A 17,066-nucleotide genomic window follows, 5' to 3' on the forward strand; every position below is an offset into this window, starting at 1 on the left:
GGACGCGCACCGGAGTGCCCGGAGGTGCCCCTAAAGTAGGCAGGCATGCAGGTCATCCAGTCCAGCAAGCTCGCCAATGTCTGCTACGACATCCGCGGCCCGGTCCTCGACGAGGCGATGCGGCTGGAGGAACAGGGCCACCGCATCCTCAAGCTCAACACCGGCAACCCCGCCGTCTTCGGCTTCGAGGCGCCGCCGGAGATCCTCCAGGACATCCTGCGCAACCTCTCGACCGCGCACGGGTACGGCGACTCCAAGGGCCTGCTCGCCGCCCGCCGCGCCGTGGTCATGCACTACGAGGACCGCGGCCTGCACGGGCTGAGCGTCGAGGACGTCTTCCTCGGCAACGGCGTCTCCGAGCTGATCCAGCTGGCCATGACCGCCCTGCTGGACGACGGCGACGAGGTACTCGTCCCGGCGCCCGACTACCCGCTGTGGACGGCCTCGGTCTCGCTGGCCGGCGGCACCGCGGTGCACTACCGCTGCGACGAGCAGGCCGAGTGGTACCCGGACCTCGCCGACATCGAGGCCAAGGTCACCGACCGGACCCGGGCCATCGTGGTGATCAACCCGAACAACCCGACCGGCGCGGTCTACCCGCGCGAGGTGCTGGAGGGCATCGTCGAGATCGCCCGCCGGCACCGGCTGGTGGTCTACGCGGACGAGATCTACGACAAGATCCTCTACGACGACGCCGAGCACATCCCGCTGGCCACCCTGGCGCCCGACCTCTTCTGCGTCACCTTCAACGGCCTGTCCAAGGCGTACCGGGTCGCGGGCTTCCGCTCCGGCTGGATGGTGCTCTCCGGCGACCGGCAGCGGGCCCACAGCTACATCGAGGGCCTGGCCGTGCTGGCCTCGATGCGGCTGTGCGCCAACATGCCCGCCCAGCACGCGGTGGCCGCCGCGCTCGGCGGCCGGCAGTCGATCCGCGACCTGGTGCTGCCCGGCGGGCGGCTGCTCGCCTCGCGCGACGCGGCGTACCGGCTGCTCAACGAGATCCCGGGGGTCAGCTGCGTCAAGCCCAAGGGCGCGCTGTACGCGTTCCCGCGGCTGGACCCGAAGGTCTACAAGATCAAGGACGACGCCCAGATGGTGCTGGACCTGCTGCGCTCCCAGCGCATCCTGCTGGTCCAGGGCACCGGCTTCAACTGGCCCGAGCCGGACCACTTCCGGCTGGTCACGCTGCCCCGGGCGGAGGAGATCACCGACGCGGTGACCCGGATCGGCGACTTCCTGAGCGGCTACACCCAGCCGTAGCGCCGGAACAGCTGCACGCAGCCGCAACCGCAGCCGCGACCCCCGCGCCCGGCGCGCGGGGAAAAGCACTACGGCCGGAGTCCCGGCCCGGGCGGTCTCCTTGGTCGGGGAAAGACCGTCCGGGGGAACTCCGGCCGTCCTGTCACTCGGCGGGCGCGCGGTTCGTGCCGCGCGACCGCCTCTCGCTCTGCTGAGGCTCAGGCTCAGCCGAGACGCGCGACGAGGCTCCGGTACTCGTCCCACAGCTCCTTCGGGGTGTGGTCGCCGAACAGCTCCAGGTGGGCCGGCACCAGCGCGGCCTCCTGGCGCCAGATGTCGGCGTCCACGGTGAAGAGCAGGTCGAGGTCCTCCTTGGACAGCTTCAGGTCGCCGAGGTCGAAGCCGTCGACGGTCGGCAGCACGCCGATCGGGGTCTCGACGCCCTCGCCGGTGCCCTCCAGGCGCTCGACGATCCACTTGAGGACGCGGCTGTTCTCGCCGTAGCCCGGCCAGACGAACGCGCCCTCGGCGTTCTTGCGGAACCAGTTGACGTAGTAGATCTTCGGCAGCTTCGCGGCGTCCGCCTGGGCGCCGACCTTCAGCCAGTGGGCGAAGTAGTCGCCCATGTTGTAGCCGCAGAACGGCAGCATCGCGAACGGGTCGCGGCGCAGCTCGCCGACGGTGCCCTCGGCGGCGGCGGTCTTCTCGGACGCGATGTTGGCGCCGAGGAAGACGCCGTGCTGCCAGGTGAAGGACTCGGTCACCAGCGGGACGGCGGTGGCGCGGCGGCCGCCGAACAGGATCGCCGAGATCGGCACGCCCGACTGGTCCTCCCACTCGGGGGCGATGGTCGGGCACTGCGCGGCCGGGACGGCGAAGCGGGCGTTCGGGTGGGCGGCCGGGGTGCCGGACTCGGGGGTCCAGTCGTTGCCGCGCCAGTCGGTGAGGTGCGCCGGGGGCTCCTCGGTCAGGCCCTCCCACCACACGTCGCCGTCGTCGGTCAGCGCGACGTTGGTGAAGACCGTGTTGCCCCACAGGGTGTCGATGGCGTTGGCGTTGGTGTCCACGCCGGTGCCGGGGGCGACGCCGAAGAAACCGGCCTCGGGGTTGATCGCGTAGAGCTGGCCGTCGGCGCCGAAGCGCATCCAGGCGATGTCGTCGCCGATCGTCTCGACCTTCCAGCCCGGGACGGTCGGCTGGAGCATGGCCAGGTTGGTCTTGCCGCAGGCCGACGGGAAGGCGGCGGCGACGTACTTGACCTCGCCGGACGGCGGGGTGAGCTTCAGGATCAGCATGTGCTCGGCCAGCCAGCCCTCGTCACGGGCCATGGTCGAGGCGATGCGCAGCGCGTAGCACTTCTTGCCGAGCAGCGCGTTGCCGCCGTAGCCGGAGCCGAAGGACCAGATCTCCCTGGTCTCCGGGAAGTGCGAGATGTACTTGGTGCTGTTGCACGGCCACGGCACGTCCGCCTGGCCCTCGGCCAGCGGGGCGCCGACGGTGTGCACGGCCTTGACGAAGTCGCCGTCCTCGCCGAGCTGGTCCAGCACCGCCTTGCCCATGCGGGTCATCACGCGCATCGACACGGCGACGTAGGCGGAGTCGGTGATCTCGACGCCGTACGCGGCCAGCGGGGAACCGACCGGGCCCATCGAGAAGGGCACGACGTACATCGTGCGGCCCTTCATCGCGCCGCGGAACAGTCCCTTCTCGCCCTGGAAGACCTCCCGCATCTCGGCCGGGGCCTTCCAGTTGTTGGTCGGACCGGCGTCCTTCTCCTGCTCGGAGCAGATGTAGGTGCGGTCCTCCACGCGCGCCACGTCCGTCGGGTCCGAGGCGGCGTAGTAGGAGTTGGGGCGCTTTTCCTCGTTGAGCTTCTTGAAGGTGCCCTGAGCCACCAGCAGGTCCGCGAGGCGCTGGTACTCCTCGTCGGAGCCGTCGCACCACTCGACGCGGTCCGGCTGGGTGAGCTCGGCGATCTCGTTCACCCACGCGAGCAGGCGCTGGTGGCGGGTGGGCGCGGAGGCGCTGAGAGCAGAGATCTCGTACGACACGATCGCTCCGTTTCACACCATCTCGGCGAGGAGGTGGCGTAGCGGGGGTCTGAGGGTGCTTGCAGCGTAGCTCCGGCTTCGACGCCAAACTGAGGCACAGCGTCGAAATTGACTCATCTTTTACTACAGTAAGTACGATTACCGGCCAGTAATAGGTCGCCCACATCCCGGCCCGGACACCCTCGCGGACACCTCGAACACTCCAAAACGTCCAAGAGTGATGATCGCCACTTTCCTACGCGTCAGTAACCTACGGCCCCGTAGGTAGCGGGTAGCATGCTGCGCATGACTGCTGAGCTCGTCGAGAGCACGGAGAACGAGGGCGCGGAGAACGAGGCCTCGGGACGCAAGCCGAAGTGGCGCGGCTGGCTGCACGCCGGGATGTTCCCCGCCACCGTCGCCGCCGGGATCGTGCTGATCTGCCTGGCCGACTCCACCCCCGCCAAGATCGCCTGCGCGATCTACTCGATCAGCGCCTGGCTGCTGTTCGGGGTCAGCGCGGTCTACCACCGCTTCGACTGGGGCCCGCGCGGGGACGCCGTGCTGCGGCGGCTGGACCACGCGAACATCTTCCTGATCATCGCGGGCACCTACACGCCGTTCACGATCCTGCTGCTCAAGGGCGCCGACCAGCAGGTGCTGCTCTGGGTGGCCTGGGGCGGCGCGCTGGCCGGAATAGCGTTCCGGGTGTTCTGGGTCGGCGCGCCGCGCTGGCTGTACACGCCGGTGTACATCGCGCTCGGCTGGGCCGCCGCTTTCTTCCTGCCGGACTTCCTGCACGCCGGCGGCGTCGCCGTCCTGGTGCTGATGATCGTCGGCGGAGTGCTCTACAGCATCGGCGGCGTGGTGTACGGGCTCAAGCGGCCCAATCCGTCACCGCGCTGGTTCGGCTTCCACGAGGTGTTCCACGCCTTCACCCTGGGCGCGTTCATCGTGCAGTACGTCGGGGTCTCACTGGTGGCGTACAGCGCGGCCGGCTGAACCCGGCGCGCCACGGCGGGCGGCCGCGCGGTCCACGGACCGGGCGACCGCCCGTTCCGCTGTCCAGGGGCGCTCGTACGGCGCCCGGCCCTGCGGGCGGCGCGAGTACGGCGGGTGGTCCGCCGCGCCGGCCTCCGGCCACGGCTCCACCGCCGGCCCGGCGGTGCGGCCGCGCGCCTGCCGGGCGTCCAGCGCCTCGCGGGCCCGGCGGCAGCGCTCGCAGTGCGCGGCGTCCGGGGTGACGGCCGACGGCCGGTGCCCCCGCGGGGCGGCCGGCCGGTGGAGCGCCCGCCAACGGCGACCCACGTAGACCATGAGCAGCAGCACCTCGACCCCGGCGACGACCAGGACCAGCATCGCCCCGTTGATCAGATAGGCCGCGACCACGGCGAGCGCGGACGCCACCACCACCGCCGCACCCCACACCTGGGCGCTCGACTCCCTGCCGGCCATTCGACTCCCCTTTCCCGGCGCCGGGCTCGTGGTCGGCTCCGGCCGCCCCACCCCTTCTCCGCTCTCGGCACGCGTCAGTCAGCACTGACCGATTGCCACATGGTATCTACCGTCCGTCACCCGGAGCTGCCCCCGGGCGGCGAACGACAGATCAACGTTGCGTCAATTCCTTGTGCGGAAGCATTACTTCCAGGACACACCACGCAGCGCGCCCGCTCGGCTACAGGTTGACGCGCCGGGGCCGCACGCAGCACGGCGGGGCCCGGCTGTATCAGCCGGACCCCGCCGCATGTCTCGCATGGCGTACGTGTCGTGCACGTCGCACACGTCGCGCATGTCGCGCCCGAGAGGCCCTACCCCCGTCGGACACCCGCCCTGCGCCGCACGGCCGCACCCGCGCCCACGAGCGCGGTGACGCCCAGGGCCGCGGCCGCCGTCACGGCCGGCAGCGCCGAACCGCCGCCCGCCGCCCGCTCCCGGTCGGCCGCCAGCTGGTAGCCGCCGCCCTTGCCCTCCCGGTCGTACGCCGAGCCGGGCAGCTTGTCCCCGTACCGCTCGTGCACCAGCTTCTGGTACGCGGCCAGCGACACCCCGCCCGCGCCCACCGAGCGCCGGGCCTCGTCGTCCAGCGGCAGCACCCGGCCGTCGCGCAGCACGTACCAGGCGTTCACCTGCGGCTCGCGGAACGCCGTACCGCCCCCGCCGCCGGCCGCCTTCGCCGCGTAGTCGCTCTCGTCACCACCGGAGGCGATGTTGACCACCCGCCAGGAGTCGCCCTGCCGGACCGTCCACACCGAGGCCGTCTGCCCGTCCGCCGCGACCACCTTGCTCGCGGTGAACTCGGCCTTCGCCACCGGCGCACCCGGGGCGCCGGCCACGAAACCCGCGTCCAGGGTGTACACCGGCACGGTGTCGCCGGCCAGCCGCGGCGCGGCCGCGCTCGCCGCCTGCGCCTCCTGCGCCGCACCGATGGTCAGCTGCTGGGTCGGCGGGACGCCCTTGCGGGCGAAGAAGTGGCCCACCTTGTCGAGGACGGCCTGGTCCTGGACCACGCCACGAGCGTTCGCCAGGTCCGCGGCGGGCACCGGCACCGGGGCGCCGGCCGGCCCGTCCGCGTGCGCGGCCGGGGCCAGCGCCAGCCCGAGGCCGGCGGCGAGCAGGGCGGTGACGGCGGCCCGACGGGCCTTTCCGAGGTCAGTCATGGTCGCCCTCACGCGCCGATCCGGTACAGGGAGTGGGTCCACGAGAACGTGTTGTTGTTCACGTAGTAGTTGTAGTCCGCCCAGTTGTAGCGGTAGTTGGACGGCCACGGGTCGCCCCAGTACACCCAGTTGCTGCTGGTGTCGTAGCCGTAGACGACGTGCATGTGCCCACCGCCGGAACTCCACTGGATCCGGGTCTCGATCGGCCGGTTCGCGTCCACCTCGGCCTGCACGGTGCTGTAGCGCAGGTAGCCGGTGACGTACGAACCCGGGTTGATGCCGGCCCAGTCCAGCCCGTTCTGCACATCGGCCAGCGAAGCCTGGCTATTGGGGCAGCTGGAGTTGGCCGAACGGCCGAACGCGGCGTTGCAGAACTGGTTCTGGCTGTAGTTGTAGCCGAACCAGGTGGCGATGGTGTTCCCGCTCGCCGCCCAGCACCAGTTGGTCTGCTGTTGCTGCTGCATGGTGATGTTGAGCTTCTTGAACGTGCCGGCCAGATCGGCCGTGCTGCCGGGCGCGGCAGCCTGGCGAACCTGCGCCGGGGCGCGGTCCTGGACGGGAGCGAGGTCCTGGGCGGGGGCGGCGAGCGCCGGAGCGGCCGCCACTGCGGTCAGCGCCGGGCCCAGCACGCCGAGGGCGAGCAGCGAGACCGCGCGGCGCAGCCGTATCCGTGGAACTGGCATGGGGGAAATGCCTCCTTGCACAAGCGGAGCGAGGTGCTGTGTGGGGGCGCGGTCCGGATCGCGCCATGAGCATCCCGCCACCCTCGGAGGCCGGTCAACGACCCTAAGGACCACCACAGTTCAGGTGTGAACGACCGGTCACAGGTGTGAACGCCACCCCGAAAACCCCCGCGTGGCACACCAGGACCGGTGACAAACCGCCGCCCTGATGTGAATATTCACGGTCAAACACGGTCTGCCCGCACCCGTCCCCCAGGAGGCCGTCATCCACCGCACCGACCAGGCCGACCTCACCGCCGCCCTCCGCACCGGCCCCTTCCACCTCGCCCTGCGCACCGCCATCGCCACCCGCGGCCTCGCCCTCCACCGCGTCCGACGCCACCTCGCCCTGCGCGGCGTCCACGTCGGCCTCACCAGCCTCAGCTACTGGCAACAAGGCCGCCGCCGCCCCGAACGCCCCGAATCCCTCCGCGCCGTCGCCGCCCTCGAAGACGTCCTCGACCTCCCCGAACACTCCCTCACCCGCCTGCTCGGCCCCCGCCGCGCCGCCGACACCACCCCCGCCGGCCCACCCGTACGCCCCTACCGCGACCTCATCTCCCCCGCCACCGCCGTCGACGACCTGCTCGCCACCATCGCCGGCCCCCGCGACACCGGCCTGCACACCATCACCCACATCGAACGCATCCGCCTCGGCCCCGACCGCCAACTCGCCCGCCGCGACTCCCAACACGCCCTCCGCGCCCACCGCGACGGCATCGACCGCTACCTCGCCCTCTACCAGGGCGACCCCGGCAGCGACATCACCCGCGTCGGCGTCCGCGCCGAAGAGAACTGCCGCCCCGGCCGCATCCGCCGCGACCAGACCCACCACCTGCTCGTCGCCGAACTCCTCCTCGACCGCCGCCTACGCGCCGGCGACACCCACCTCCTCGGCTACGGCTTCGACGACACCCCCTCCCCCGACCCCAGCTGCGAATACGTCCGCGGCTTCAACTCCGGCGCCGGCCAGTACGTCCTCCAGATCACCTTCCACCCCGCCGCCCTCCCCGTCCGCTGCCACCGCTTCGCCCTCCACTCCCCGGGCGAAGCCCCCTACGAGACGGAGGAACTGACCCTGGACGGCCACCACTGCGTCCACCTGGTCGCAACGGCACTGCGGCCGTGCCTGCTGGGAATCAGGTGGGACTGGGAGTGACGGGGGCGACGTCAGTGCGACCAGTACGGGTCGTCGACCACATCGACCTTGGCGTCGAGCGATGTTCGGACGAGCGGGGGCACGGGCTTGTACTCATGGGCGGTCTGGTACAGCACCCCGATGGCCTCTGCCCTGAACGTCACCAGGTAGCTCGAGTCTTGCTGGGCCCTCGCGTAGAACGTCAGGAACGTCTCCCCACCCACGTCTCCCATACCCCGCAGGGCCTGAGTCTCATCGGCGGGGTCCGACCGATCGACCACCCGGCTCCCAAGTGCCTTCCAGGCTTGGGTCACCTGATCCATCAAGGTCGGCAGTTTTGCCCGCGAGACCGCGGTCCGCACGGTGACGATCTCGGTGACGGCCGAACCCATACTCCGCTCGCCGTCCCAGAGATCGTCCTCCCTCCGCACCTCGAACTCTGCCCCCGCATAGGTGAATGAAGGCGAAACTCCATCCATGGTGGCGCGCAGGGCATGGTCGATCCGGCCCTTCCCCTCGCCTGTCCCCACCCGGCCCGATCGATCGGCCAACGCCAATGGCCCGTACCCGTTGGCGAACAGCACCGCACCGAGGGCCACCGTGACGACGAACGACAGCACGATCGAGCCGATCACCTTCCAGCGGGTCGTCATCGGCCCTCCGTCAGGTGAACGTCGTCGGCCTTGCCCGTCACGATCGAGGCGATGTTGCCCAGCGAGGGGCCGCCGGTCTCCGGGGCCAGGTACTTGGTGTGCATCCCGAAGTCCTCCCAGCTCCACGACTTGCTCCAACCGTCGACGGTGAAGCGCTTGGCCCCGAAGGACTCGCTCGCGGGGTCTCTCCCGTACCAGAGGTCGTGCGGGTCGGCACCGACCAAGCCGCCGAAGGGCCAGGGCACCGTCGCGGCGTTCGCCGAGGGGATTTGGGTGACCGGGTCGTTGCCGGCCGCTCCCGCCCACACATGTCCGGCGGGCATCCCCAGGTCCGAGGCGTGTGTCACGCCGACACCGGGACTGCCGATGATCACCACGTCGTCCGGCAGCGTGTAGTTTCCCTGGTGGGCGGCCATCTTCGTGGCCTGCCCGACGAGGAGCGAGCCGTAACTGTGCCCCATCGAGGTGATGTGCGGGCCCTGGCCGCTCGTATTGGTCGCCCGGAGCCCGGTGACGAACCTCGCGTAATCGGGTGCACCCTTGACCGCCCGCTCGGGCGTGGCCGCTTTGATGTCGATGTCCGGCGGGTCGTAGCCGAGCCAGATGATGGAGGCCGCCGATCCACCGGGCTTGATCTTCTTGTTGGCCTCTCGCCAGACGTTCAACGCGTTTTCCGACTCGTTGGTGCCGGGCGTCGTGCCTGGCTTCGCCGCGCCGAGCGAATCGGGGGTGGTCGTGATCCCGGGCACGTAGGAGGAGATGTCGGTGGCGGTGTCGGGGTTTCCGAAGGACAGGATCGCGCGGCCTTGGCCTTCCGCTCCGACGCCGATCAGGTAGGTGGGTGGCCGACCGTCCTTCGCCTGGGAATCCTGGGCGAGGCGCTCTTGGATGGGCTTGAGCTTCTGGTATTCCGCCTCTTCTTCCTTCGTCCGGTTCCTGCCTTCGAGTTCCCTCATCCGCTTGTCCAGGTACGTCTGGTTGACCCGGTCTCGCACCTCCACCGGGACCCCGTCCAGGTTTCCGATGTTCTCCGGGTGGTGGTCGATGTACCACTGCCGGCCCGCCGGGTCGAGGCCGTTCCACCAGTTGTTGACCTCCGTCGGGGGCGCCCCCACGGCGGGCATGTCCCTGAGGTAGGGGGAGCCCGGGCTGTTCGCGGCCTTCTGGTCGGCCTCGGCGACGGCGAGGGTCAGCCCCGACTTGCTGGTGGCGTGCTGGGTGAAGCCCTTGAGCAGCCCCGCCAGGGTCTGGTCGGCCGCACTCGCCTCCGTGATGGCGGCATTGATCCGCTTGGCGACGTCCTCGGCCGCCGTCTTCTGTTTCGTCTCCCAGGTGGCGTCCACGGGGCCGGTCGCCGGGGGCCAGCTCACCGTCCCGGTGTCGCTGACCGCCAGTCCCTTGGCGGTGGCGTCGACGAGGGCCTGCCGGAGTTTCGACTGGGCGAGCCCGAAGAGGTCCGCGTGGTCCCGTAGGGTCTGGCCGATGGCGGCCAGTTCGGTTTCGGCGGCGTGCAGTTGGCTGGTGGTGCCGTCCAGTGAGCGGAAGGCGGCGTCGGCCGCCGGGCCGGTCCAGCCGGATCCGTGGACCCGGTCGGCGGTACCGCTCTTCCAGTCGGCGGTGTGCTGCGTGTACGCCTTGTGCAGCGCGTCGTAGGCGTCCGCCGCCGTGTGCAGGTCCTCCGGCTTGGCGTTCTTCAGGCTCGCGAGATCGAGGCGGTTCTCTCCCGCTTGCCGATCCGTGTCAACCATGAGTGCACCCCCCAGTACTCGCCGCTACCATAGCCCACGACCGACATCGGACGTCCGGGGGGACATCGTGCCGAGCGACCCAGGATTCACCGTCAAACCGGGCGAGTTGACCGCGGCCGGGAACAGCGCGCTGACCGTCGCCGGGAAAGTGCCCGACGAGACCGCGAAGTTGGCCGAGCCGAGCGCCAAGGCGGCCGGGAGTCTGGCGGGTTGGCAGAGCGGGGCGGCGTTGCAGGGGTGCGGTGCGGCCTGGAAGGCGCTGTTGGACGGCCTGGCCGGTGACATGAGGTCGGCCGGCGGCAATCTGCTGACCTGCGCGCAGACGTATGTGAACGCGGACCATCTGCCGGCACCCGTCGCGACTTCGGCCGCCGACCCCTTCAACACGAAGGTGGTCGGCGGCCGTCCGGTCGACTACGCGTGACTTCCGTCCTGCGTCGTGAAGTCCAGGGTCAGGCAGTCCTCGACCGGCCGGTAGCCGATCTGCTGGTAGATGGAGTTGCTGGTCGGGTTGGCGAGGTCGGTGTAGAGCAGGACCTCGGCCGCCCCCTGGGCGAGGGCGTGTGCGGAGGCGGCGGCGGTGACGGCGCTGGCGTAGCCGCGTCCGCGCTGGTCGGTCGGGGTGTAGACGGGGCCGATGCGGGACATGCCGGCGATCACCGGGCTGCTGCCGGCCAGGGCGACGGGGCGGCGGCCGTCCTCCCACAGGTGGAGGCCGCCGGTGGCGATCCGGTCGTCGACGGACTGGGGGACGTTGGGCAGGTCGACCCCGGCTTCGGTGAGGAACTCCTCGTACCAGCGGATCGCCAGTTCGCGGTCGGCCGGTGTGGCGGGTCGGTGGTGGCCGGCGGGCGGACGGGGCGGGTCGGTCAACTCGCCGAGCCGGTAGAGCCGTTCGTTGAAGCGGACGGACTGGTCGGCGCCGGTGGCGACGGTCCAGGCCGCGGCGAAGGCCCGGACCGCGTCCGCGCCTCCGCCGACGCCGGACACCTCGGTGAACTCGCTCCCGGCGGCGGCCAGTTCGACCGCCAGCTCGGCTGCCGCCGCCGGTGTGCAGGAGAGCCGGGGGCTGAACGGCGGCGTCTGGAGGAAGGCTCCTTCGACCGGGCCGCCGTCCGCCGGGTGCCACCAGCCGAAGACCGGTGGCCGCTGCCCGAACACGTCCAGGCCGCGTTCGGCCAGCCGGTGGACGACCGTGAGCAGGACGGTGCTCTCGGCCGGGCGGGCGGCGAGGAATTCTTCCGCGTGGCGCCGGAAGTCGTCGAACGAGCTGCTCAAGGTCCAGGTCATGGCCCATTCTGGCCCGGCCGCGCCCCTCCCACCAGCGGATTATTCGACGACGACGCCCAGCCGCTCGCCGAGGACTGCCGGGTCGGTGGTCGGCGCTTCGCAGGCGAAGTGCCGGCAGACGTAGGCGGCGGGCGCTCCGCCGACCAGCGGCCGGTCCGCCAGCAGCGGCACCTCCGCACCGCCGTCCTCCACTGAACCATCCGCCGAACTATCCGCCGGGCGCGCCGCCGGACCATCCGCCGGACCCGCCGGCGAGCCCACCGCGACGACCGCCCCGGGCGCGGTGCCGAGCAGCGCGGCCCGGCGCAGTGCGGCGGTGGCCGGGTCGTCGGCCGGGCCGACGACGGCGACTTCGCGCGGCCCGTCGAGCAGCGCCTCGGCGACGGCGAGGCCCCAGCCGATGAACCGGGGGGCCCGGGACGCGAGCGAGCCGACGATGCCGAGGGCCCGTTCGGCGGCCGTCCGGTGCCGGTCGGAGCCGGTGTAGGCGGCGTAGGTGAGCAGGGCGCCGGCGGCGGCGGTCCAGCCGGACGGGGTGGCGTTGTCGGTGGGGTCCTGGGGGCGCCGGATGAGTTCCTCGGCGTCGTCGGCGGTGTCGTAGAGCGCGCCGGAGGCCTCGTCGGTGAAGTGCTTGAGCACGGTGTCGAGGAGTCCGCCGGCCAGTTGCAGCCAGGCGGCGTCGCCGGTGACGGCGTACAGGGCCAGGAAGCCCTCGGCGGTGTCGGCGTAGTCCTCCAGGACGCCCGCGTTGGTGCCGGCCCGGCCGTCGCGGGAGGTGCGCAGCAGCCGGCCGTCGGGGGTGAGGTGGACGGCGAGCAGCAGGTCGGCGGCGCGTTCGGCGGCCTCGACGAGGTCGGGGCGCTCCAGGAGGGCGCCGGTCTCGGCGAGGGCGGCGATGGCGAGGCCGTTCCAGGCGGCGACGACCTTGTCGTCGCGGGCGGGGGCGGGCCGCCGGGTGCGGGCTTCGAACAGCCGGGCCCGGATGGTCTCGTACTCGGCGAAGTCCTCGGGATCGACGAGGAGTTGGAGGACGGAAGTGCCGTGTTCGAAGGTGCCGCCGGCGGTGACGGTGAACAGCCGGGCGGCGGTGGCCGCGTCGGCGGGGCCGAGCAGGTCGACCAACTGGCCTGGCTCCCACACGTAGTAGGCGCCTTCGGTGGACTGCCCGGTCTCCTCGTCGAGGCTGTCGGCGTCCAGCGCGGATGCGAACGCGCCTTCGGGGGTGCGCAGTTCGCGCAGCAGGAAGTCGGCGGTGGTCAGCGCGGTCCGGCGGGCCAGCGGGGAGCCGGTGGACCGCCACAGGTGCAGGTAGGCGCGCAGCAGCAGGGCGTTGTCGTACAGCATCTTCTCGAAGTGCGGCACGACCCAGCCGGCGTCGACCGCGTACCGGGCGAAGCCGCCGCCGAGTTGGTCGTGGATGCCGCCGCGGGCCATCGCTTCGCCGGTGCGGACGGCCATCTCCAGGGCCGCCTCGGAGCCGGTGCGGGCGTGGTGGCGCAGCAGGAACTCGACGACCATGGCCGGCGGGAACTTGGGCGCACCCCCGAAGCCGCCGTGCCGGTCGTCGAACTCCCGGCTGAGGGTGACCAGCGCCTGGTGCAGATCGGCGCCGGCGGGCGGGTGGTGGGCACCGGCCGAGTAGACGGCGGCACGCTCGGCGAGGTCGGCCCGGATCCGCCCGGCGACCTCCGCGACCTCCTGCCGCCGGCCCCGCCAGGCGGCGTCGACGCCTTCCAGCACCTGCCGGAAGGACGGCATCCCGTGCCGGGGCTCGGGCGGGAAGTAGGTGCCGAAGTAGAACGGCTCCTTGTCGGGCGTGAGGAACACCGTCATGGGCCAGCCGCCCTGCCCGGTGGCGGCCTGCACGGCCTCCATGTAGACGGCGTCGACGTCGGGCCGCTCCTCCCGGTCCACCTTGACGGCGACGAACCGCTCGTTCAGGTACCCGGCGACCCCGGCATCCTCGAAGCTCTCGTGGGCCATCACATGACACCAGTTGATTTGTCGTCAGAAGCGGTAACCAATGGCAGGATGCGTACCCTACCGAGAGGAGGATGGGTACGTCCCGCCTTGCTGCTTCTGACATCGCCTCCTCTCCCCACTCCCACCAGTCCACAGGATTGGTGGCGTGCTGCTGGAGATACGGCGACTGGGCGTGCACCAGTCGATTCACCATGGGAGCAGTATCCCAGACCCCTGGCCCACCGCTCGGATCGTTCTGCCAACACGCCGAGACGCCAACATCCAAAGCCGTCGACACACCTTCAGGGCACAGGACGCAGGTTGCGCCACTGGTGTCCCACCGCTCACGAGGACGGCGTGTCGGCAACGGGTGAAATGAGGTTCTGGGTCACTTTCCGTGCTGGGCTGACGGAGCGTCACCGAAACCGCGATCATGAACGGTTGTGGCTGACGATCTCCTCCAAGACCTCTGGCTTCACCGGACTACTGACGTCGCGGTGAACTCCCTGACCATCCGCGCCGACCGCGTGACCGTTCACGCCGCCACGACCGGCGACGAGGCGGGCTGTCCGTCGTGCGGAACTGTCTCGACCCGGGTACACAGCAGCTACCTGCGGCGGGTGGACGACAGCGCGTCGGGCGGGCGTCGGGTGGTCGTCGAGTTACGGGTCCGCCGGTTCCGCTGCCCTGAACGAGCTTGCCTCCGGGGCACGTTCGTCGAGCAGGCGGCAGGGCTGACCTTCCGCCATGGGCGGCGGAGCCAGGGCCTGCAGACTGCGCTGCGGCAGCTCGCCCTGGCCCTGGCCGGCCGGGCCGGCTCCCGCCTGGCCGAGACCTTCGCGGTCCCGGTGAGCCGCTCCACGCTTCTGCGGCTGATACGCGCCCTGCCCGATCCGGCGCACTCGGTGCCGTGCGTGCTGGGCATCGACGAGTTCGCCCTGCGCAAGGGCCACGTCTACGCCACGATCCTGGTCGACATCGAGACCCGCCGCCCGGTCGATCTGCTGCCCGACCGCACGGTCGAAACCGTCCGGTCCTGGCTGGCCGACCACCCGGGGGTCAAAGTCGTCTGCCGCGACCGATCGGCCTCCTATGCCGAAGCCGTACGGCTCAGTGCCCCGGACGCGATCCACGTCGCCGACCGATTCCACCTGTGGCAGAACCTCGCCGACGCGGTGGAGAAGACCGTGCTCCAGCACCGTGCCCTGCTGCCCGAACCAGCCCCTGCGGCCGAGTCGGTCCCGGCTGTCGCCTTGGCGCCCGTCAGCTCCGAGCCCCGCCGGACCGGCCGACTGTCCGACCGGGTCCGCGAACAGCACGCCGCCGTCCACGCACTCATGGAGGACGGGTTCAGCCTGCGCGTCATCGCCCGCAGACTGGACCTGGCTCGCGGCACAGTTCGCCGACTGGCCCGCGCGAAGGACCCCGACGAACTGCTCGTCGGCCGCTGGACGGGACGCACCAGCATCCTCGACCCCTACAAGCCCTACATCGACCAGCGTTTCGCTGAGGGTCACACGATCGCCCGGCGCCTGATCGAGGAGATCCGGCAGCGCGGATTCCCCGGGCAGGAACAGATCGTCCGCGAGTACGTCCGCCGGCTTCGAGCAGCGTTCCCGCACCAGGACCCGCCACGCCGAAAGCCCTCCGTCAGGGACGTGACCAGCTGGATCACCCGCCGCCCCGAACGCCTCCGCAGCGAAGAGGCCGAGCAGCTCAAGGAGCTTCTCGCCCGAGTCCCGGCGCTGGCCACCACCGCCGAGCAGGTCAGGGCCTTCGCCGAGCTGATGAACGACCGCCGCGGAAGCGAGCTCAAGGACTGGATCACACGCGTCCAGCAGGACCATGTCCCGGCCCTTCGCAGCTTCGCCAACGGTCTCCTGCAGGACCTCGATGCGGTCGTCGCCGGCCTGACCCTGCCCTACAGCTCCGGCGCGGTCGAGGGCCACAATAACAAGATCAAAATGCTGAAGCGGCAGATGTTCGGCCGAGCCAACTTCGATCTCCTACCCCTCTCTGTCAGCCTTGGGTGAGACATCCCGCTTTGTCGGGTTAGCCTGAGAGGGCCCGAGTAGGAGTTCCACCCCTGATGACCAGCACCAATCCGTCCGCAGCCGACCCGGCTCCCCGGCCGAAACGCCGCACGTTCAGTCCCGAGTACAAGCTGCGGATCGTCGCCGAGTACGACGCCGCGCCCGAGGGCGAGAAGGGCGCGGTCCTGCGCCGCGAGCGCCTGTACCACTCACACGTCACCGAGTGGCGGGCCGCGCGCGACGCCGGGGCCCTGGAGAACCTGGTCGACCGGCGCACGAGCCCGGCCCGTCCGAAGAAGTCCGCCGCCGAGGTCGAGAACGAGAAACTGCGCCGGCAGGTGGAACGGCTGGAGAAGGAGCTCGCCCGGAACAAGGCCGCGCTGGAGGTTCTGGGAAAAGCGTCGGCGCTCTTGGAAATGATCTCCGAGAGCGCGGACTGAGGCACGCCGCCGATCCCGTCGTGGACGAGGCGTTCACCGCCGTCGAACACGAGCTGGGCATCACGGCCGCGTGCCGGTTGACCGGCCGCTCCCGGGCCACCCACTACCGCAGGCTGAAGCCGCCTCCCCCGCGCGGGCCCAGGTCCCCGCAGGTCCAGCCGTCGGCCCTGACGGCCGAAGAGCGAGATGCGGTCCTGGCGTTGATGAACAGCGCCGAGTACGCCGAACTGCCTCCCGCGCAGATCTGGGCCCGCGAGCTGGACACCGGGCGCTACCACTGCTCGGTCTCCACGATGTACCGGATCCTGCGCGAGCGGGGGCAGTCGGGTGAGCGCCGCCGCCAGGCCACCCACCCGGCCAAGACGGTGCCCGAACTGGTCGCCGACGGCCCCTCCCAGGTGTTCACCTGGGACATCACCAAAGCGGCCGGCCCCCGCAAGGGCATCTGGTACCACGCCTACGTCATCATCGACATCTTCAGCCGCTACATCGTCGGCCACACCGTCGAACTGGCCGAATCAGCCGAACGGGCCGAAGAGTTGATCCGCGATGCAATCGAGCGCAACAGCATCGTTCCCGAGACCGTGCACGCCGACCGCGGCACTTCGATGACCTCCAAGAAGGTCTCCCAACTGCTGATCGACCTCGGCGTCACCCGAAGCCACTCGCGTCCCAAGGTCTCCAACGACAACCCGTACAGCGAGGCCCAGTTCAAGACCACCAAGTACATGGCCGACTTCCCACAGCGGTTCGACTCCCTGGCCCACGCCCGGGAATGGTTCGACGCCTTCATCTCGTACTACAACCACGAGCACCGGCATTCGGGAATCGGCCTCCACACACCTGCCAGCGTCCACTTCGGCACCGCCGAGGAGGTCCGCGACCAGCGGGCCGTCACCCTTGCCGAGGCATACGCCCGGCATCCCGAACGCTTCGGCCGCCGTCCCCGACCGCCCGAGATCCCGCAGACAGCATGGATCAACGACCCCAGCAAGCGCAGGGAACCCGCCCCACAAACCTCCTAACATCCCGACCGTCTCACTGGACTTGAAATCTTCCGCCACGGTTCGCCAGCTCCGGTAGCACACGCCGGGCGTTGTCGGCTGGGCGACCGGCCCGGCGAGGCTGTCGAACAAGAGCTTCAGTGGGGTCGG

The 17,066-nt window shown here is 70.7% G+C and carries 14 protein-coding genes and 1 pseudogene; 7 read left to right on the forward strand and 8 right to left on the reverse strand.

Features of this window, described 5'->3' with window-relative positions; all coding sequences use genetic code 11:
- The first annotated feature begins 45 nt into the window (after window positions 1–45).
- Window positions 46–1,260, forward strand: coding sequence for a pyridoxal phosphate-dependent aminotransferase (locus tag ACFWPT_RS21725; protein WP_363372446.1), 1,215 nt, complete (start codon window positions 46–48; stop codon window positions 1,258–1,260).
- 203 nt (window positions 1,261–1,463) lie between these two features.
- Here the strand turns inward: ACFWPT_RS21725 and ACFWPT_RS21730 are convergent, their stop codons facing one another.
- Complete coding sequence (locus ACFWPT_RS21730) at window positions 1,464–3,290, reverse strand: phosphoenolpyruvate carboxykinase (GTP) (RefSeq protein WP_350879979.1); 1,827 nt, start codon at window positions 3,288–3,290, stop codon at window positions 1,464–1,466.
- Between the two features lie 276 nt (window positions 3,291–3,566).
- On the opposite strand from ACFWPT_RS21730, the gene ACFWPT_RS21735 reads away from it, so the two are divergent.
- Window positions 3,567–4,271, forward strand: a complete 705-nt coding sequence (locus ACFWPT_RS21735) for a hemolysin III family protein (protein WP_380345602.1) — start codon at window positions 3,567–3,569, stop codon at window positions 4,269–4,271.
- Here the strand turns inward: ACFWPT_RS21735 and ACFWPT_RS21740 are convergent.
- From ACFWPT_RS21740 to ACFWPT_RS21750, 3 genes are all read right to left on the reverse strand, one after another.
- On the reverse strand, window positions 4,242–4,724 hold the full coding sequence (locus tag ACFWPT_RS21740; RefSeq protein ID WP_159398445.1) for a hypothetical protein: 483 nt from the start codon (window positions 4,722–4,724) through the stop codon (window positions 4,242–4,244). The genes ACFWPT_RS21735 and ACFWPT_RS21740 overlap by 30 nt on opposite strands.
- 353 nt (window positions 4,725–5,077) lie before the next feature.
- Window positions 5,078–5,926 (reverse strand): hypothetical protein, encoded by an 849-nt coding sequence (locus ACFWPT_RS21745; protein ID WP_380483553.1) that lies wholly within the window; start codon window positions 5,924–5,926, stop codon window positions 5,078–5,080.
- A gap of 8 nt (window positions 5,927–5,934) precedes the next feature.
- Window positions 5,935–6,609 carry a papain-like cysteine protease family protein gene (locus tag ACFWPT_RS21750; RefSeq protein WP_380345604.1) on the reverse strand — a complete coding sequence of 225 codons (675 nt, stop codon included), beginning with the start codon at window positions 6,607–6,609 and terminating at the stop codon, window positions 5,935–5,937.
- Between the two features lie 265 nt (window positions 6,610–6,874).
- Between ACFWPT_RS21750 and ACFWPT_RS21755 the strand changes: the two genes are divergently transcribed.
- Window positions 6,875–7,807: a hypothetical protein gene (locus tag ACFWPT_RS21755; RefSeq protein ID WP_380483565.1), complete on the forward strand. Its 933-nt coding sequence runs from the start codon at window positions 6,875–6,877 to the stop codon at window positions 7,805–7,807.
- 11 nt (window positions 7,808–7,818) lie between these two features.
- Here ACFWPT_RS21755 and ACFWPT_RS21760 read toward each other — a convergent pair whose 3' ends face one another.
- Together ACFWPT_RS21760 and ACFWPT_RS21765 are read right to left on the reverse strand one after the other, a co-directional pair.
- Complete coding sequence (locus ACFWPT_RS21760; protein WP_380377417.1) at window positions 7,819–8,439, reverse strand: hypothetical protein; 621 nt, start codon at window positions 8,437–8,439, stop codon at window positions 7,819–7,821.
- Complete coding sequence (locus tag ACFWPT_RS21765) at window positions 8,436–10,187, reverse strand: alpha/beta hydrolase (RefSeq protein ID WP_380377415.1); 1,752 nt, start codon at window positions 10,185–10,187, stop codon at window positions 8,436–8,438. Before ACFWPT_RS21765 ends, ACFWPT_RS21760 begins: the two co-directional genes overlap by 4 nt.
- A gap of 67 nt (window positions 10,188–10,254) precedes the next feature.
- On the opposite strand from ACFWPT_RS21765, the gene ACFWPT_RS21770 reads away from it, so the two are divergent.
- Window positions 10,255–10,611: a hypothetical protein gene (locus ACFWPT_RS21770; protein ID WP_380483556.1), complete on the forward strand. Its 357-nt coding sequence runs from the start codon at window positions 10,255–10,257 to the stop codon at window positions 10,609–10,611.
- Here ACFWPT_RS21770 and ACFWPT_RS21775 read toward each other — a convergent pair.
- Together ACFWPT_RS21775 and ACFWPT_RS21780 are read right to left on the reverse strand one after the other, a co-directional pair.
- Window positions 10,602–11,477 (reverse strand): GNAT family N-acetyltransferase, encoded by an 876-nt coding sequence (locus tag ACFWPT_RS21775; RefSeq protein WP_380483558.1) that lies wholly within the window; start codon window positions 11,475–11,477, stop codon window positions 10,602–10,604. The genes ACFWPT_RS21770 and ACFWPT_RS21775 overlap by 10 nt on opposite strands.
- 39 nt (window positions 11,478–11,516) lie before the next feature.
- Window positions 11,517–13,653, reverse strand: a pseudogene (locus ACFWPT_RS21780) (thioredoxin domain-containing protein).
- 283 nt (window positions 13,654–13,936) lie between these two features.
- On the opposite strand from ACFWPT_RS21780, the gene ACFWPT_RS21785 reads away from it, so the two are divergent.
- The 3 genes from ACFWPT_RS21785 to ACFWPT_RS21795 are packed head-to-tail and all read left to right on the forward strand — an operon-like array spanning window position 13,937 to window position 16,937.
- Window positions 13,937–15,472: an ISL3 family transposase gene (locus ACFWPT_RS21785; protein WP_380483560.1), complete on the forward strand. Its 1,536-nt coding sequence runs from the start codon at window positions 13,937–13,939 to the stop codon at window positions 15,470–15,472.
- Between the two features lie 56 nt (window positions 15,473–15,528).
- A complete protein-coding gene (locus tag ACFWPT_RS21790) occupies window positions 15,529–15,912 on the forward strand; it encodes a transposase (protein ID WP_380381112.1) in 384 nt (127 codons plus the stop codon).
- 20 nt (window positions 15,913–15,932) lie between these two features.
- On the forward strand, window positions 15,933–16,937 hold the full coding sequence (locus ACFWPT_RS21795) for an IS3 family transposase (RefSeq protein ID WP_380483562.1): 1,005 nt from the start codon (window positions 15,933–15,935) through the stop codon (window positions 16,935–16,937).
- The last annotated feature ends 129 nt before the right edge of the window (window positions 16,938–17,066 follow it).

Origin of the sequence: Kitasatospora sp. NPDC058478, assembly GCF_042720345.1 — a bacterium.
Taxonomy (GTDB): domain Bacteria; phylum Actinomycetota; class Actinomycetes; order Streptomycetales; family Streptomycetaceae; genus Kitasatospora.

Coding starts and splice junctions, on each gene's coding strand:
- ACFWPT_RS21725 (WP_363372446.1), top strand. CDS start 46: ATGCAGGTCATCCAGTCCAGCAAGCTCGCCAATGTCTGCTACGACATC.
- ACFWPT_RS21735 (WP_380345602.1), top strand. CDS start 3,567: ATGCTGCGCATGACTGCTGAGCTCGTCGAGAGCACGGAGAACGAGGGC.
- ACFWPT_RS21740 (WP_159398445.1), bottom strand. CDS start 4,724: ATGGCCGGCAGGGAGTCGAGCGCCCAGGTGTGGGGTGCGGCGGTGGTG.
- ACFWPT_RS21745 (WP_380483553.1), bottom strand. CDS start 5,926: ATGACTGACCTCGGAAAGGCCCGTCGGGCCGCCGTCACCGCCCTGCTC.
- ACFWPT_RS21750 (WP_380345604.1), bottom strand. CDS start 6,609: ATGCCAGTTCCACGGATACGGCTGCGCCGCGCGGTCTCGCTGCTCGCC.
- ACFWPT_RS21760 (WP_380377417.1), bottom strand. CDS start 8,439: ATGACGACCCGCTGGAAGGTGATCGGCTCGATCGTGCTGTCGTTCGTC.
- ACFWPT_RS21765 (WP_380377415.1), bottom strand. CDS start 10,187: ATGGTTGACACGGATCGGCAAGCGGGAGAGAACCGCCTCGATCTCGCG.
- ACFWPT_RS21775 (WP_380483558.1), bottom strand. CDS start 11,477: ATGACCTGGACCTTGAGCAGCTCGTTCGACGACTTCCGGCGCCACGCG.
- ACFWPT_RS21790 (WP_380381112.1), top strand. CDS start 15,529: ATGACCAGCACCAATCCGTCCGCAGCCGACCCGGCTCCCCGGCCGAAA.